This window comes from Collinsella sp. LCP19S3_F2, from assembly GCF_052121015.1.
Taxonomy (GTDB): domain Bacteria; phylum Actinomycetota; class Coriobacteriia; order Coriobacteriales; family Coriobacteriaceae; genus Collinsella.
Genome location: NZ_JBQKFA010000002.1, coordinates 110,971 through 129,478 on the forward strand (window position 1 = coordinate 110,971; position 18,508 = coordinate 129,478).

9 protein-coding genes are annotated in these 18,508 nt (G+C 59.5%); 8 read left to right on the plus strand and 1 reads right to left on the minus strand.

The genetic code is table 11. The annotated features are described in order from the left end of the window. Window positions 1-146: 146 nt before the first annotated feature. Window positions 147-1,607: an ATP-binding protein gene (locus tag ACTQX9_RS02185; protein WP_441540353.1), complete on the minus strand. Its 1,461-nt coding sequence runs from the start codon at window positions 1,605-1,607 to the stop codon at window positions 147-149. A 1,035-nt stretch (window positions 1,608-2,642) separates the two neighbouring features. Here ACTQX9_RS02185 and bilR point away from each other — a divergent pair. From bilR to ACTQX9_RS02225, 8 genes are all read left to right on the plus strand, one after another. Next, the gene (gene bilR, locus ACTQX9_RS02190; protein WP_441540354.1) at window positions 2,643-4,673 is read left to right on the plus strand and encodes a bilirubin reductase, long form; all 2,031 of its coding nucleotides are present in this window, start codon (window positions 2,643-2,645) and stop codon (window positions 4,671-4,673) included. Window positions 4,674-5,127: 454 nt separating this feature from the next. Beyond that, window positions 5,128-5,523, plus strand: a complete 396-nt coding sequence (locus ACTQX9_RS02195; protein ID WP_229770663.1) for a helix-turn-helix domain-containing protein — start codon at window positions 5,128-5,130, stop codon at window positions 5,521-5,523. Between the two features lie 286 nt (window positions 5,524-5,809). Further along, window positions 5,810-8,692, plus strand: coding sequence for a proton-conducting transporter transmembrane domain-containing protein (locus ACTQX9_RS02200; protein WP_441540355.1), 2,883 nt, complete (start codon window positions 5,810-5,812; stop codon window positions 8,690-8,692). Window positions 8,693-8,704: 12 nt separating this feature from the next. Further along, window positions 8,705-9,298, plus strand: coding sequence for an NADH-quinone oxidoreductase subunit B family protein (locus ACTQX9_RS02205; RefSeq protein WP_441540356.1), 594 nt, complete (start codon window positions 8,705-8,707; stop codon window positions 9,296-9,298). After that, window positions 9,298-10,008: an NADH-quinone oxidoreductase subunit C gene (locus tag ACTQX9_RS02210; RefSeq protein ID WP_441540357.1), complete on the plus strand. Its 711-nt coding sequence runs from the start codon at window positions 9,298-9,300 to the stop codon at window positions 10,006-10,008. Before ACTQX9_RS02205 ends, ACTQX9_RS02210 begins: the two co-directional genes overlap by 1 nt. Window positions 10,009-10,013: 5 nt before the next feature. Then, a complete protein-coding gene (locus ACTQX9_RS02215; protein ID WP_441540358.1) occupies window positions 10,014-11,102 on the plus strand; it encodes a hydrogenase large subunit in 1,089 nt (362 codons plus the stop codon). Between the two features lie 7 nt (window positions 11,103-11,109). After that, window positions 11,110-11,451 carry a 4Fe-4S dicluster domain-containing protein gene (locus ACTQX9_RS02220; protein ID WP_427718046.1) on the plus strand — a complete coding sequence of 114 codons (342 nt, stop codon included), beginning with the start codon at window positions 11,110-11,112 and terminating at the stop codon, window positions 11,449-11,451. Between the two features lie 206 nt (window positions 11,452-11,657). Beyond that, window positions 11,658-17,924 (plus strand): Spy0128 family protein, encoded by a 6,267-nt coding sequence (locus tag ACTQX9_RS02225; protein ID WP_441540359.1) that lies wholly within the window; start codon window positions 11,658-11,660, stop codon window positions 17,922-17,924. Window positions 17,925-18,508: the final 584 nt, after the last annotated feature.

An 18,508-nucleotide genomic window follows, 5' to 3' on the forward strand; every position in this document is an offset into this window, starting at 1 on the left:
CAACGCTTGCGGTATCCAGATTCTGGTGGGGATAGATATCGCGAGCAAGGATTCCGATGCTAGACGATGCGCCCGGTAAGGTGCCCGGACGCATCGCGGTCGGTCTGTTGGGGGCCGTGCATCTGACGGTAAGATCTATCACGATGTTACAGGGCATGCCATCTTGCGGTCTTTCCCGTTCCGTCGCTATCGATGGTCTTGTCCACCTTCTTCATTTTCGCTAGAAGGTTCGATACCTTCTTGGCCTTTTGCGCGTCGGTAAGGCCCGAGGGGAGAAGATCGTTGATGAGGGCGGTGATTTTCGCACGTGGTGCGGGCCCCGTTTCTGAGAGCATCTGAATGACAAGCGCCTTGCAGGCCTCTTCATTGAGGCCTTTGCTGCGCGTGTAAGACACCTCCTGTCCCGTCTTCGAGGCAAGGGCGTTCGTGATGGAGATATGGGGGTACCTGCCTTCGATAAGCTTGAGTCGATGCAGCTCTGAGGCCTCCTCGTTCGTGATTTCCTCGCCTTTTTGAACCTTGTCCAAAAGGTAGACGACGTCCATCGGAAGGTCCGGCTTAGCATAGAGTAGCCTGCTGTAGCTCTCATTGATGGTCTTACCGTAGACACTTACGCGCACGCGGGTTGGATCCGAAAGGTCGTAGGTGGGTAGGGGGAAGTATCGCTTTCTCTGCATCTGGAATACTTTGGGGATTCCCATGGCGATGGTGTCGATCATGTCCATCTGCACCATCGCCTCGGAAAGGAAGGGGTTGCGGTAGTAGCTTGGCTTAAAACCCGGCCGCATCGCATTTTCGATTGTCTCCGGAATGAAGGACCCTTCGTTTAGGAAAACGAGGTGATCCTCGAATTCCTCGACGTTGATTCGCCCCTGCATGGAATAGTCTTGATGGGCGATACAGTTGTTCAGGAGCTCTCTGATGATCTCGGGTTCGTACTGGTCAGCCTCAAAGGGAAACAGACTCGCGCCATTTGCGTTGAACCGGTACTTCTCGTTGCGGATTTTCCCGAGTACCTGGTCAATCGCGAGAAGGAAGGGTGGTTTGAAGTGCTCGTAAGAGGTTACCGATCCATTGGAGGCATAGAGAGTCCAGGTGATGCGCGGGCTCATCCCATCGAGCAAGCGGGTGGATTCCGGCCTTCCGAGCAGGATGAGTGTCGTCGGGGTGATCTTGCCGTTTCTGGTTAGGTTTGCCATGTCGAGAATCGTGCGGTCATCCATGTCCGCGAACGCCCCGGAATGCCGTCGGTGCTTGGAGAGAAAGAGCCCCACCGCTTTCTTCACGGCTTCGGGGTCGAGGTCCTCGAAGGTTGCTTCTTCGATTTCGAGGGCACTCCAGTCCGGCCTCCGCATTTGGCGTATCTGCTCGTACTTATCGATGGGGAGTGGCCCGAGTGATTCGCCCTCGCGCGCCCATGCCGCATTGTTGAACGCCGTTGGCATGCCCGGCGTTGCGGCGGGGATTTGAAACGCGAGGACGCGTTTGCCGTCAATCCTGAGTTCATGGATCTCTCTCAGGGTGAGGTGGTTGTTCGCGCGGTCCGCAATCTCCTTTTTAAGGGATCTAAGGTTGGCCGATTTCCTTCTCGGTAAGCGGTTCCGCATGCGACCTTGTCGTTGTCCATACCGAAGATGAGCCAGGCGTCTTGTTTCCCGCGCAGGACCGCTTCGTTACTCAGGGCGGAGAAGTACTTCCCGAGGTTCTTGAAACTGAAGTCGTTTTTCGCTTCCTTGAGCTCGATAACCTCGCTCTCGTAGGGCTTCTCGATACGGGCGATGAGTTCAAGGACGTCGTGATCGCTGTAGTACAAGATCGCTCCTAACGGTCTCGTGGCTGATATTTAGTCGTAAGATACGACTAAATACCGAAATCAAAGTCATTTTAGTCCAATCTAACGACTAGAAATAAAGATGTTGGACTGTTTATAGGACTAAACACTGTGGAAGGCCCGGCTTTAGTCCAATCGCTGTTTGACGGCCCGCCATATCCGTAACCCGGAGGTCGTAGGTTCAAATCCTGCCCCCGCGACCAAGAACTTGCAGCTCGTCGGCCTAGCCGACGAGCTTTTTTGTTATTCCGGGATCGTGTTTTCGGTACGGTCCGCAGCTTCTCAAACAATATCTTGATCTGTAACAGATGGACCCGATTTGGACGTCTGGCCGTTACAAATCGAGACAAACCAGCACGCCAGCCTCCGTTTGTCTAAATCTGTAACACGAGGAGCGATTTTTGTCGTCTAATTGTTACAGATCAAGATTATTCGGAAGCCCGGTTTGGTTTGTCTCGATCTGTAACGCCTAGGGCCGGTTTTGGTCGATAGATGTTACAGATCGAGACGTTTTGTTGGGATGGTTTCTATTGTCTTGATCTGTAACAGGTAGGGGTCAAAAGTGGGTCTAGCTGTTACAGATTTATATTGTTGAGGATGGGTCGAGAGGAATATCTCGATCTGTAACAGTAAGACCCGGTTTTGCTGGGTAGCTGTTACAGATTGAGACAAACCGACGCCCCGCCCCGCCCCATCCGCCTGCCGCCACCTGATATTCGCCGATTTTCGTTGTGCCGCTGTACCCCCATGCCATATCCTCTAGACAACTACGCGGCACCATCGCCGCCGCGTCTACAAGAGAGGAATGTCCATGACCGTACCTGCGTCCAAGCTGCTCCAGCCCATTACGGTTGGCCCCCTTGAGCTCAAGAATCGCATTATGTTCCCGCCGCTGACCACCGGCTATGAGGAGCGCGACGGTTCCATCGGCGAGCGCAGCCTGGCTTTTTACGAGCGCCTGGCCTGTGGCGGCGTGGGCTACATCGTCATCGGCGACGTCGCTCCCGTCATGACCGCAAGCCCCACGCCCAAGCTGGCGACCGACGCCCAGATCCCCACGTTTAAGGCACTGGCCGACGCCGTCCACAAGCACGGTGCCAAGGTCGCGCTGCAGCTGTTCCACCCCGAGTACGACGTGCCCGGTGTCGGCCGCATGGTCATGGGCTCCATGGCTGCAGCCAAAGCCGCGCAGGAGGCCAAGGCCGCCGGCGACGAGGAGACCTTTGCCGCCAAGATGGCCGAGTCCAACGAGATCCGCAAGCAGGCATACGCCAAGCTGCACCACGACATGCAGCACTTTGTGAACGAGGCGAGCGTAGAGCAGCTCGCCCAGATCAAGGAGGCCATCGCTGCCTCGGCCGCTCGCGCGCAGCAGGCCGGCATCGACGCCATCGAGGTCCACGGCGACCGCCTGGTGGGTTCGCTGTGCTCCGCGATCCTCAACAAGCGCACCGACGAGTACGGTGGCTCGTTTGAGAACCGCGTTCGCTACGCGCTGGAGGTCGTCGCTGCCATCAAGGAAGCCGCGCCGCAGCTGATGGTGGAGTATAAGCTCCCCGTGATCATGGAGAACCCCGATGGCACGCCGCGTGGCAAGGGCGGCCTGCAGCCCGACGAGGCCTGCGAGTTCGCCAAGCTGCTCGAGGGCGCGGGCATCGATATGATCCAGGTTGCACAAGCCAACCACACCGGCAATATGGGCGACACCATTCCGTCCATGGGCGCCATGCCCTACAACTGGACGCTGCCCGTGGCCGAGCGCGTCAAGGCCCTGGTCTCCGTGCCGGTGGCAACTGTGGGCCGTGTTGTCTCGGTCGAGGCTGGCGAGAAGATCCTGGAAGACGGCGCGGCCGATATCATCGCCTATGGCCGCTCGCTCATGTGCGACCCCGACATTGCGCTGAAGGCCGCCACGGGCGAGCCCATCCGCGAGTGCCTCAACTGCAACAAGGGCTGCGTCGATGCGATTCAAAACCGCAAGTACATCTCGTGTGTGCTCAATGCCGAGAACGGCGACGAGGCTACCATCGCCATTAAGCCGGGCGAGGGCGACAAGAAGATCGCCGTTGTGGGCGGCGGTATTGCCGGTCTGGAGGCCGCGCGCGTGGCGGCCAAGCGCGGCTACGACGTGACCGTCTACGAGGCGAGCGATCATCTGGGCGGCCAGATTGTGCTGGCGGCCGCGCCTCCGCGCAAGGACGAGATCATGCGCTCGGTCGAGTATTACGAGAAGATTCTGCCCGGCCTGGGCGTGAAGGTTGAGCTCAACCATGCCGCTACCACTGAGGACCTCAACGCCGCCGACGCCGCGATTGTGGCTGTGGGCGCGCACGACGTGGTCATTCCTGTTCCGGGTGCCGATTCTAAGAAGGTCTTCTCGAGCTGGGACGTGCTGGCCGGCAAGGTGGAGCTTACGGGCCGCGTCGCCGTCATTGGCGGTGGCCTGGTGGGCACCGAGACTGCCGAGTACCTGCTGCAGCACGGCTGCGAAGTGGCGATCGTGGAGATGCTCGACAAGATTGCCGCGGGCGAGTCCGAGACCATTCTGCCGCTGATTATGAGCGACTTTGCAGAGCACAACGTGGAGCAGCATGTTAAGACCCGTCTGACCGCCATTACCGACGAGGGCGTGGAGGCCATTCGCACTGCCGATGACGGCGCCGAGGAGCCGGTGAAGATCGCCTGCGATTACGTGGTGATGGCCGTCGGTTCCAAGGCCAACGCGTTTGACTTGGATGGCGTTACGGTGCCCGTGACCTGTGTGGGCGACTGCTCGGGCGAGCGCACCGCCGACATTGCGAACGCCATTCGCACGGCATATCACGCGGCCAACGAGCTGTAGTTGAACATCGCGGCCAGGCGGGGCGGTAGCACGGATCTGTCTCGCCCGGCCGCGTCCCATCGGGTGTCAATCGGGGCGGGGCCTGCAAGCGCAGCAGGTCCCGCACTTTTTGTTTTGCCCCGGTGGACGGCAATGCGCGCTAATCATGGGGAGTGAGGCGTCTACTGCCTTGCAGGCTGCTCAAAATTATTGGAGGAGGGGTTAATAATCATACCCTCTATTCCAAAGGATATAAAGAGATGCCAATTTTGCTGGCAAGCGAATGACGATTAGCTGCGAGCTAGTTACCAGCGTAAATAATCAATAAAGAAATGTCGTAAATTGGTGTCATATTCCCAGATAGCGCCGCGTCTATTTTAATTAACTGCTTTGAGCAAACAGTAAAATGCTACTATCTAACTTGCACGTAAGAAAGCAATTTAACGTTTAAGGCTAAGAAGTAGAAGTGGCAGGTATGTCAGAAACAACAAGGACTCGCACGCATGCGCCCGAGATTAGGCAGCGCGCTGTCGAGATCCTCCAAGAAGGGGTCGGCCATCGCGCGCTCGCCGCAGAGCTTGGCATCCCCCAGGCCACAGCCCGTCAGTGGGCCCGTGCGTATGCCGTGGGCGGCGCCGACGCCGTTCTCAATGCGGGCTCTCATCACCACACATATTCGTTTGACGTTAAGCTTGCCGTGGTTAAGGACCGCTTGGAACACGGTCTGACGGTGCGTGAGGTCATGGTCAAGCACAAGATCCCCAGCGAGTCTTCGGTTAAAGCTTGGTGCCGACAGTATCGCGACGGTGGCGAGGCCGCCTTGGTCGATAAGCCGCGGGGTCGTAAACCGCGCGTTAAAAAGGCGGAATAGCGAACGGGATGGTGCGTCCGCAGGGGCGCATTTTTCTTGCCGCGCCAACTTTTTGGACCGCCGCGAGTCTATCGGGACATCCTTCAAAGTGGTCAATAAACCGCGCGCAGTGGCCCGTGCGCCCGCCGCTACGAGAGGGGGAGCGTTGCCTCTCTACTCCAAAGCGGACATGCCCTTACCCCATACGCCTAAAACTTCCCAGTTGACCGAAAACCTGCCGCCTGAACTCCCAATTTGAGCTATAACGTTAAGCAATTGCAGCGTTTTTGCATGGGGGAGTGATGGTATGACGCTACTGTATTTCCTTACCCTGTTTCCGCTGGTACCGGCGATGGGCATGCTGCTCGCGCGCAGTGACCGAGCCCGCGATGCGGTAGGGCTTGTAGGCTCCGGCATTATTATGGCGGTGACCGTTGTAGTCGCCGTCTTATTTTTTGGCACGGGTCCGCAGGGCTTTGAGGTTGCCCCCGGCACCTCGCATGTGCTCTCGATCATCAGCTCCGTCGTCGACGTAATTCTGTGCGCCGTCATCCTGTACAACGCGTTCAAATATAGGAACGCGCTTACCGGTGTGCTCGGCGTGGTGCAGCTGGTGGGTTCGGTTGCCTTCGCTGCCATGACGCTGCCCACGGCCGAGGTCGTCACCGCCACGCCGCTCTACCTGGACTATATGAGCGTGATCATGGTGCTCGCCGTCGGCATTGTCGGCAGCCTGATCTGCGTGTATGCCCTGGGCTACATGAAGGACTTCCAGGCGCACGATGAGCACGAGGCCGCGCTGCGTGGGCAGACCGCGCCCGACCGACGCCCGCAGTTCCTGGCGCTTATGTTCCTGTTCCTTTCGGCCATGTTCGTCATCGTGACGAGCGACAACCTGGAGTGGCTGTTCTGCGGCTGGGAAATCACCACCGTGTGCTCGTTTCTTATGATTGGCTATACGCGCACGCCCGAGGCCATCAAAAACGCCTTTACCCAGATCATCCTCAACATGCTGGGCGGCATCGCGTTTTTGGCGGGCCTTATGTTCCTGCACGTCAACGGCGTGCCGCCGACCATCTCGGGCATGATCGAGCTTTCCGGCGCCGGAACCGCGCAATCCGCGCTGCTGGTGCTGCCGGTCGTCTTGCTGTCGATCGCCGCGCTTACCAAGGCCGCACAGATGCCGTTCCACACCTGGCTGCTCGGCGCCATGGTCGCCCCCACGCCCACGAGCGCCCTGCTGCACTCGTCCACCATGGTCAAGGCCGGCGTGTTTTTGATGGTCAAGCTGAGCCCGCTGTACGCCACCTATCCCGTGACCGGCTTTATGGTCACGAGCGTGGGCGCCATCACGTTTTTGCTCGCCGCCCTCATGGCCATCTCGCAGAGCAATGCCAAGCGTGTGCTCGCGTACTCCACCATTTCCAACCTGGGCCTCATCAGTGCCTGCCTGGGTGTCGGCGCGCCCGAGGCCGTGTGGGCCGCCATCTTCTTAATCTTGTTCCATACGGTGGCAAAGTCGCTGCTGTTCCTGTGCGTGGGCACGGCCGAGCATCATATCGGCAGCCGCAATATCGAGGACATGGACGGCATGTTCAGCCGCATGCCGCACCTGACGCGCCTGATGATGCTGGGTATCATGGGCATGTTCGTGGCGCCGTTTGGCATGCTCGTGTCTAAGTGGGGCGCCCTGGTGGCGTTTGCGCAGACCGGTAATGTGCTCATGATCATGGTGCTGGCCTTTGGCTCGGCCGCGACGTTCTTCTTCTGGGGCAAGTGGCTCGCCAAGCTCTCGGGCGTGGATTCTACGGCCGAAAACGTGGAGGGCAATGTCCATAAGACCGAATGGATAGCGCTCAACACTATCGCCGCGCTGCTGATTCTGTGCTGTGTAGCGTTCCCGATTATCTCGAGCGGTCTGGTGTCGCCTTACTTGGCCATGGTGTTTGGCCGCGTGCCGTATGTTATTGGCAAGGATGCCATGTATCTAATGGTGGTTATCGTGGCTTTTATCGCCGTGGTGCTGCTGACTTCATTCCGCGTGAGCAACAAACCGCACGTAAACGTATATCTTTCGGGCGTGGGAACCGACAATTACCGTCATTTCCGCGGCTCGATGGGACACGAGGTGAAGGCCGAAAAGCGCAATTGGTACCTGGAGGACGCCTTTGGCGAGAAGCGTATTGGCCCCGCGGGCAGCATCGTGTGCTGTAGCATCATTCTGTTCGCGCTGCTATGCTGCGCATGGATTGGTCCCGATACGCTCGCCATGGGCGAGCCCTCGGTGCTGCGCGGCAAGTATTTCGAAGGCTCGGGTGTCGTAGGCATCTTTATAGGCACCGTGGCGTTTGCCCTGCTGGCGCCTTTGGTTGGTGGCCTGATCGACGGCATCGACCGCAAGCTGTCCGCCCGCATGCAGGGCCGCGTGGGACCGCGTCTGCTGCAACCGTTCTACGATGTAGCCAAGCTCCTGCGCAAAGCCCCTGCCAGCGTAAACACCGTGGACGATACCTACATGGCGTGCGCGCTCGTCTTTACCGTGGTGGGCGGCGGCATCTTTGTGTCGGGTTCCAACACACTGTTATGCGCCTTTATGGTTACCCTCGCTGCGATCTTTGTGGTGCTGGCGTCCGCCTCGACGCAAAGCCCGTTTGCCCAGGTCGGCGCCGACCGCGAGCTGCTGCAGGTCATGAGTTACGAGCCCGCCGTTTTGCTGATGAGTGTGGGCCTGTACCTTGCCACCGATAGCTTCGATTCCATCGCCGTGACGGGGCAGTCGGCCCCCATCATCGTGTACAGCGCGCCCATCTTCCTCGCACTGCTCGCGGTGCTTACCATCAAGCTGCGCAAGTCACCGTTCGATCTTTCGTACTCGCATCACGCGCATCAGGAGATCGTCCAGGGCGTCGCCACCGAGATGAGCGGCGGCACGCTGGCCAAGATGACCCTTATGCACTGGTGCGAGACCGTGCTGTTTTTGATGTGGGTGGGCATGTTCTTTGTTTGGGACAACCCGGTGAGCTGGTTGGTCGCCCTGGTCGTTATGGTCATGACGTATTTTGTCGAGGTGCTGATTGACAATACCTTCGCGCGCAGCACCTGGCGCAGCTGCTTTAAGCTCGGCTGGGGCGTGGCGCTGGTGTTTGGCCTGCTCAACCTTATGCCCATCCTCGTCGACGTGTTTATTTAGGAGGCGGCATCCATGGATCATAAAATGTCGCGCTCGCCGTGGGTTATTCATTACGACGGCTCGAGCTGCAACGGATGCGATATCGAGGTGCTGGCCTCGCTCATGCCGCTGTTCGATGCGGAGCGCTTTGGCGTGGTCAACACCGGCAACCCCAAACATGCGGACATCTTTTTGGTGACGGGGTCGGTCAACGCCCAGAACTTGCCCGTCGTGCGCCAGATCTACAACCAGATGCTCGAGCCCAAGTGCGTGGTGGCGTGCGGCATCTGCGCGTGCTCGGGCGGCGTGTTCCGCGATGCGTACAACGTGATCGGTGGCGTGGATCGCGCAATTCCCGTGGACGTGTACGCGCCCGGATGCGCCATTCGCCCCGAGACGGTTATCGACGCCATTGTGGAGGCGTGCGGCATCCTGGACCAGAAGGAGGCCGTGATGCGCGCCGGCGGCGACCCGCTTACCGTGGGCGGGGCCGCTACCTGGGATGGTGGTGTTGAGCTGGGCGAGGACGGATTTGTGGCCCCGGCTGAGGCCGGCGACGCGCCCGCCGCTGGCGACGCATCTGCTGGGACATCCGCCGCGTCCGCCGCTGCAAAGGGGGCCGAGTAATGCAAAAGGCAATCTATACCACCGTCGAGCTCGATGCGCTGCTGTCGCATGTCCAGGCGCTCAAGGGTTCCGGTGCCCGCTTTGTACAGATGCACGCCGAGCGCAATGTGGACGACGGCACGTATCGCCTGGTCTATACGTTCATCAACGTTCGTGCTGCCCAGGAGCAGATCGCGCAGGACGGCAGCTATGCGATTGAGAACCTGGTGGTTGAGGGCATCGACCAGTACCAGGAGATTCCGTCCATCAGCTCGTACTACCCTGCGGTGTTCCCGTTTGAAAATGAGGCACACGACCTGTTTGGGCTTGCCATTACCGACATGCAGATTGACTTTAAGGGCTTTTTCTACCAGGTCTCGACTGCCGAGCCCATGAGCGTCATCACGCCCGAGGTTAAGGCTGCGCGCGAGAAGGCCATGAAGGTCCGTGCCGCCGCCGAGGCCAAGGCGCGCAAGGCCGCGGCCGAGAAGGCCGCCGCTGCCGCGGCCGCTGCGGGGGAGGGCGCTGGCGATGCTGCGGGCGCTGCCGTCGCTCAGCCCGCTACGGCTGCCGGCTCCGATGCTCAGCATGACGAGGCTGCCGCCAAGGTCGCGCTCAAGGCTGCCGAGATGGAGGCAAAGCTCGCTGCCATGGATCCAGAGAAAGCGGCCAAGGTTCGCGCGGCGCTTGCCGCCAAAGCCGCCCGCGATAAGCAGAAAAAGGAGGCGTAAGGTCCATGGCACATCGCTCCGTTATTCCGTTTGGCCCGCAGCACCCGGTGCTGCCCGAGCCGCTTCACCTGGACCTGGTGCTCGAGGACGACCGCGTTATCGAGGCTATTCCTCAGATCGGCTTTGTGCACCGCGGACTCGAGAAGCTCACCGAAAAGCGTGACATGCACCAGTTTGGCTACATCGCCGAGCGCATCTGCGGCATTTGCGCCGTGGGTCACAGCTGCGGCTATGCCAGCGCCTGCGAGCGCATGCTCGATATCGAGGTGCCTGGCCGCGTGCAGTATATTCGCACCATTTTGCACGAGCTTTCGCGCATTCACTCGCACCTGCTGTGGCTGGGCCTGCTCGCCGATGCCTTTGGCTTCGAGGCGCTGTTCTATCGTTCGTGGACCCTGCGCGAGCAGATTCTCAAGATCTTTGAGAGCACGTGTGGCGGTCGCGTGATTCTGTCGATTAACGAGATCGGCGGCCTTAAGCACGATATCGAGGACTCCGAGCTGGCGGGCATTGTCCAGACGCTCGACGCCATGCGCCCCGACTACGAGGCCCTGGTGCATACCTTTTTGGACGACGACAGCTGCGGCGAGCGCCTGCATGGCGTGGGCGTGATCAGCAAGAAAGACGCGCTGGACCTGTCGATGGTCGGTCCGTTTGGGCGCGCCTCGGGCGTGGATTACGACGTGCGCATGTTTGGCGACGGTGCCTATGCGGACCTGGCTGCGTTTGAGCCCGTCGTTGCTACCGATGGCGACTGCTATGCCCGCTGCCAGGTGCGTTGCGCCGAGGTCACGCAGGCCATGGGCATCATTAAGGAGCTTGTGGGCAAGATTCCGCACGACGGCATCGGCGGGCGCACCAAGCTTACGCCGGCCGACGGCGCACGCGGCGAGGTTGTGATTGAGCAACCGCGCGGCGAGGCGTACTACTATGTGCGCGGTAACGGCACCAAGAATTTGGACCGTTTCCGCGTGCGCACGCCGACGTCGCAAAACCTGGCGGGCCTGACGCATGCACTGCAGGGCGTGCTCATTGCCAACGTGCCCATGATTATCCTGACCATCGACCCCTGCATTAGTTGCACGGAAAGGTAGGCGCGGCATGAGTTTGCTGACATTTGCCAAGACGGCCTTGGGCTCTATGGTCAAGCAACCGGTCACGGTGTGCTATCCGCAGGAGGAGCTGACGGTGCCCGAGCGCCTGCGCGGGCATATCGTCAACGATATGGACGTGTGCATCTGCTGCGGTATGTGCGCGCGTCGCTGCCCGGCGGGCGCGCTTGCGGTCGATCGCAAGGGTGGTACCTGGTCGATCGACCCGTACGCTTGCGTGGTGTGTGGCGAGTGCATCGAGAGCTGCCCCAAGCACTGCCTGACTATGGACACCGCGCGCACTCCAGTCGCGGCGGACAAGACTCCCACGGTAGAAACCAAGCCGGAGTAGCGCTGGAATAGGGGCCGGTGGGGCAAAAATGCCCGCCGGTCCTCATTCGCATTCGTTTACCTGCAAAAATCCCGTGTCTCAACTTTGGTGAGACATTTGTCTCACGCTCAAAACCGAATCTGGAACGTGTGTCACCTGCTCAAATTGTGTCTCATTCCGTAACTTTAGGCTGATGCAAGGTCTGAGCCTGCGAGAAGGGAGACGCGATGGGTAAGTACACGAGGGGTCTCTTGGCGGTGATACTGGCCGTAGTGCTGGTATTGCCGGCTGCAGCATTTGCCATGCTGCCCGAGGCCAACGCCAGGTCCAGCACCGGAATGGACGGACCGACAATGAGCGGAAAGGTCGTCGACCCCGATACCAGCGGCCGCTGGGAAATCTGGGAGGCTGGCCATAGCGGCAATAAAGTATCGACCCAACATGTCGGCCGAATCTGGACCGACAAGACGGTCCAGGCAATCGATGACGGGAAATCGGACTTTTTGACCACGCTTTCGGCGATGTCTTCGACATCCGATACAACGTCGCTGGTCACTAAGCCGCTCGATATCGTTCTCGTGCTCGATGCCTCTGGCTCGATGGATGAGTCCATGGGCGGTAAAGGGTCCCCTAAGCGCATCGATGCACTCAAGAGTGCTGCCAGCCACTTTATTGGCACTATTGCCGAGCAAAACAAGAATATTGAGGATGCGAACAAGCAGCACCAGGTTGCCATCGTAAAGTTTGCGGGTAAGAGGAGCGATAAGGTCGGTAATGATACCGATAGTGACGGCTATAACTACTCGCAGACCATGTTGGAGCTCACGGCCTGTAAGGATGGGGGCGCAGAGAGTCTCAGGAGCACGATTAAATCCATCGAGCCCGCCGGTGCCACGCGTGCCGACATTGGCATGGACCTGGCCAAGGGCATCACTTCTGGTCGTGAAGACGCCCAGAAGATCGTCGTATTCTTTACGGACGGCTCTCCTACGAGTTCTAATGGTTTTGAGGCTGAGGTTGCTAAGGACGCCATCAATACCGCCAAGACCATAAAGAGCGGTGGGGCGACCATTTATACCATCGGTATCTTCAACGGTGCGAAACCGGACGACGATCCAACAAGCAACGACACGAGCAATAAGAATAAGTTCATGCATGCCGTGTCGAGTAACTATCCGGAGGCCACATCGTCCGTAAGCTATGGCTTTCTTGGAACTAAGAAGTGGAATGTCAATTTTGGCAACCCCGTTGCCGGTGCCAGCTACTACAAGTCGGCAACCAACGCCGCCGAGCTTGATCAGGTCTTTAAGGACATCTCGAGTGCCATTACGTCGGGCAAGGGTTTCCCGACCAAGGTCGAGGGCAACAATCCCAACGGCTCCGGTTACGTCACATTCGAGGACGAGCTGGGCGCCTTCATGCAGGTCGACGGGTTTACCGGTGCCGAGTACAACGGCAAGACCTATGGCGCCGCCCACAAGTCGACCGATGGCAATATCGATACCTATACGTTTGATGGCGAGCTCGCTCACCTGGTGATCACGGTCGACCGTGCGGACGAGAAAAACCCTCAGCGCGGTGACATCGTGACGGTCAAGGTCCCTGCATCGCTCATTCCGCTGCGCCGTTTTACCGTTGACGAGTCGGCGGGCACGTTTGTGGTTGACTCCACGGATGCCATCTCGCCCATCCGCGTTGCATATGCATCGAGCGTAAAGGCTGTTGCACGCAAAAACCTGTTTACTCCCAATAACGTACCGGGACTGCAGGATTACATCAACGAGCACAAGGACGCCGATTCCAATACCGTTAGCTTCTACGCCAACAAGTGGACCGGCGACGATGCGGGCGATACGGTCGCGAGCTTTGAGCCTGCTGATACGAACAGCTACTACTACTTCCAAAAGCTAACGCCCGTCTATACGGACGCAGCTTGCACCAAGCTTGCAACGGAAAAGCCTTCGGGCTCTAAGACCTATTGGTACAAAGATGAGTTTATGGCGCAGAACTCGTCGGGCGCGCCGTACGATGATTCCGTTTCGATCCCGGTTAAGGGAAGCGAGCTCGAAAGCTTTGAAGGCGCTTTGGTAAAGGATGACGATCACTGGTCGATTAAGGCTGGCACCGCGCGCCTCGCCTTTATCAATCAGCTCCACACCACCAAGGAGCGTGTGGGCGGAAACCCGACGGACACTGCACACGACGTAATCAATCCCCAGTGGAACAACACGAAGGTTGTTTCCGGCGCGACGAAGGTCAATGTTTATCTGGGCAACAACGGCAAGATTAGCTTTGCGCTTGATATGACGCCAACAACGGTGGATACCAAGGCCAGCTTTGGCCTGACCAAGGTGCTCGAGGGCCGCGATTGGACGGACGAGGACAAGTTTGAGTTTGACCTGACGTCCGAGGACAACGCCCCGATGCCCAAATCCACGACTGCGGTTGCGACCAAGGGCCATGCGGACATTAGCTTTGGCGAGATTGCCTATGACAAGCCGGGCACGTATGTCTACAAGGTTAGCGAGAAGCATGCCGGAACCACGGTCCATGGCATCGCCTACAGCAAGAACGTTGCGGAGTTCACCGTGACGGTGAAGCCCAACGCAAGGGGCGAGCTCGAGGCTTCCGTGAAGAAGACCTCGGGCGAGGCCGAGTTCAAGAACACCTACACCGCCAATCCCGCCGAGTCGAGCGTCACCGATCAGATTACAGTCACCAAGGTCCTGACCGGCCATAAGCTCCAGGCCAATGAGTTCTCCTTTGAGCTCGTCGAGGGCGAGGGCGAGGACGCGACGGTTGTCGAGACCGTTAAGAATGACGCTGGCGGCAAGGTTACGTTCAGCGCTATCAAGTACACCAAGATTGGTCAGCACATCTATACGCTGCGCGAGGTTAAGGGCAATGCCGGCGGCATCACCTACGACAAAACCGTCTATACCGTCGTGACGACCATCGCCGACAATGGCAAGGGCCAGCTTGTGGCCACGCATAAGCTGAAGGGCGCCGAGGATGTTGAGAAGATTGAGTTCAAGAACTCCTACAGCGTGACCTCCGAGAGCTCCAGCGTCACCGACCGGATCAAGGCGACCAAGGTCCTGACCGGGCGCGATCTCAAGGAAGGCGAGTTCGCCTTCGAGCTCGTCGAGGGCGAGGGCGAGGGCGCCAAGGTCGTCGCCACCGGCACCAACAATGCCGACGGCAAGATCACGATGAGCCCCATCGAGTACACAGAGGCCGGCGAGCACACCTATACGCTGCGCGAAGCCAACGGTGGAACCACCGCCAATGGCATCACCTGCGACGGCAAGACCTACACCATCGTGACTACCATCACCGACAACGGCGACGGCACCCTCAAGGCCGAGCATGTTCTGAAGGGCACCGAGCCCGCCGAGTTCAAGAACGCCTACAACGTGACGCCCAAGGACTCCAGCGTCACCGACCAGATCACCGCGACCAAGGTCCTGACCGGACGCGACCTCAAGGCTGGCGAGTTTAGATTCGAGCTCGTCGAGGGCGAGGGCGAGGACGCCAAGGTCGTCGCCACCGGCACCAACAATGCCGAAGGCAAGATCACGATGAACGCCGTGAAGTACGACAAGCCCGGCAAGCACACCTACACACTGCGCGAGGTCAACGGCGGAACCACCAGCAAGGGCGTCACTTACAGCGACGCCAAGTACACCGTTGAGACCACCATCACCGACAACGGCGACGGCACCCTCAAGGCCGAGCACGTCCTGAAGGACGACGAGCCCGTCGAGTTCAAGAACACCTACAGCGTGACCCCGCTCGACGAAGAGCTCGACTTTGACCTGAGCAAGGCCATTGACGGCCGCGACTGGACGGATGCAGACAAGTTCAGCTTTACCATCACGGCCCCCGAGGGCACCCCACTGCCCGACCCGGCAACCGTAGCCGTGAGCAAGAAGGACGCGGAGGATGGCATCGCCGCCATCAAGTTTGGCAAGATCCACTACACGGCTGCCGGAACCTACAAGTACGAGATCCGTGAGAACGAGGGCAGCGCGGCCGGTATGACGTATGACGCGCATGTCGCAACCGCCGAAGTGACCGTGACCGAGAACGGCGACGGCACCCTGACCGCCAACGTCACCAAGAAGGAAAGCGGCCGCTTCACCAACACGTACCGCTCTGAGCTCGATTACGCCGCGGCCGGCGGCCTCAAGCTCAGCAAGACCCTCTACGGACGTCCCATGACCGAGGGTCAGTTCACCTTTACCGTGACGCCCGCCGACGAGGCTTCGGCCATCGCGCTCGGCCTGCACGAGGGCGCCAACGTGTACAAGTCCCCTGCAACGGCAGAGGCAACGGTTGGTCTGATCGACATCCTGGCTGGCCATGAGGTCAAGTTTACGCAGGCTGACGCGGGCAAGACCTTTACATACACCGTTGCCGAGAAGAACGATGGCCAGCCCGGTTACACCTACGACGAGGCCGTGCGCACCGTGACGATCGCTATCGCCGACGATGGCGCTGGTACGCTCACCGCTACGACGACCGTTTCTGGCGGACCCAATGGCACGCCTGTGGCGGTCCACAAGAGCGGCGAGAATAAGGTCGAGAGCGCCTTGGTCTCGTTCACCAACAGCTACCACGCATCGACCGATAACCCGGGCGGCGAGCTTGCGCAGATTGTCGCCACCAAGACCCTGACCGGTCGTCCGATGGCCGACGGCGAGTTCTGCTTCGGTATTGCCTATGCAGGTGAGACGGAAGCCATCAACGGCACTACGGCGTGGAACGTTAACGGCCAGGTGAGCTTTGGCACGCTGCATTACACGACCGAGATGCTTGCCGACCTGGTAAACGCCAAACGCGCCATCCGTACCGACACGGATGCCAAGCTTGCGTGGACTATCAACTACACGGCGTTTGAGTACACGTCCCCGCTCGCAGCAAAGGGTATTACTGCCGCGAAGTCGAGCTTTAGCTTTAAGGTCATCGTCGTCGACAACGGCGACGGCACTCTGACGGCGAAGCCTGACTACGGTGGCACCGAGCCCGTGTTCGAGAACGTCTATGGCGCCGAGGCCGTCGATGCCGCACTTGCCGGCGCCAAGAAGCTCCAGGCTGCCGAGGGCCTGACCCCGGCCGATATCACGGGTAAGTTCACCTTTACCGTGACCGCCGATGAGGCGGGCGCCCCGATGCCCGAGCGCACGGCCGCAACCAACGACGCGGCCGGCAACGTGGACTTTGGCAAGATCCACTTTACGCTCGAGGACCTCAACCGCGCCTTGGGCGTGACGGATGATGCGACCGATAAGGCTGAGGCAGACGAAGCTGACGAAGCCGAGGCCGACGAGGCAGAGGCTGAAGAGGCCGACGTCGACGATGATGCCAATGCCGACGAGTCCGGCGGCGAGTCCGAGCCCGCAGCCCCCACCGCCCCGCGCTCGCACACCTTTACCTACACGGTGACCGAGTCCGGTAGCGCCCCTGGCGTGACCAACGACGCCAACGCCACGCGTAAGGTTTCCTACACCGTGACTGACGACGGTGCCGGACATCTGAAGGTCGTGCGCGAGGGTGACGACGGCGCTGCCTTCACGTTCACCAACACCTACAGCGTGACGCCTACCGATTCTGTGGTGACCGATCAGGTCAAGACGGTCAAGCGTCTGACCGGACGCGACCTTGCAGCAGGCGAGTTCACGTTTGAGCTGCTCGAGGACGGCGTGGTTGTCGCGACCGGCACCAACGACGCCAATGGCACCGTCGCGCTGAGCCCGATCCGCTACGAGGCACCTGGCGCGCACACGTACATGCTGCGCGAGGCTTGCCCCAACGCGCTCGGCCTGTACAAGGGCGTCACCTATGACGGCACGACCTACACCGTCGTGACCACCGTCTCCGACAACGGCGACGGCACGCTGACCGCGACGCACAAGCTCGAGGGAACTACTGAGTCGGCTGGCTTTACCAACAAGTATCATGCCATGCCCACGCAGGTCTCCATCGGTGCCATCAAGGTGCTCGAGGGACGCGAGCTCAAGAAGGACGAGTTTAGCTTTAAGCTCGTTGGCGAGGACATTGAGTCTACGGTCACCAACGATGCCGACGGCAAGATCAACTTCGACAAGTTCGAGTACGACGAGCCCGGTACGTACGTCTACACCATCAGCGAGGTCAAGGGCGACGAGGCCGGTATGACCTATGACAAGTCCGTCTTTACCGCGACCGTCAACGTGGCCGATGACGGCGAGGGCAACCTCAAGGCGAATGTCGCCTTTACCAAGGGCGACAAGAGCGTCGAGGGCATCGTGTTCAACAACACGTACAAGAAGCCCGAGACGCCCGTGCCGACGCCCGATCCCGGCACGCCCAAGACCGTGACGAACATCGTCAAGACGGTCAAGGGTTTCCTGCCCACCACGGGTGACCAGCAGACCGCCGCACTGCTCATGGCATTTGTTATCGCCATAGCCGGCGTCGGAGCCCTGGTCTGGGGTATCCGTAAACGCTAGGCACGCTGGCGGCGCCCGGGGCCAAAAGGCCCCGGGCGGCCGGCGGGGAGCCAGAACATAGCCCCACCCCCCCCACCCCCAGCCGCCACGGAGGATTCACCCTCCTCCGTGGCGGCGCTTTTGTGCGTAGGCGAGGAGGGCTCGCCACGAAACCGGCCCATCTACTACGTTTAGTCCCTTACCCCCAACCATGTCAAAAAACGCGAAAACAAAACCGCAGGTAGAACGCCTGCGGTTTTGCTCAAAACGAAGGTATGGTCAGGGGTATCGAGTTAAACGTAGTAGATGGGCCGATTTCGTGGAGCGGTTCCGGCTGATCCCTTGGGGACGGAGGAAAACGGATCATTTTTGGCTTGAAGCGGCTTGCGGAGACACTTGACGTGGCCGCTCGGACAAAACTAGGCCGGTTTACGGGGCTGAGTCACGAGTCCCCAACCATGCTGATATTCGTGAAAATAAAACCGCAGGTAGACGAGCCGTCATTTTACAGAAAACGCGGGTATGGATGGGGGTCCTGAGTTTGGCCCCGTAAACCGGCATAGTTTTGAAATGGCATTAAATAGATAGCAGACATTTTGTTATGT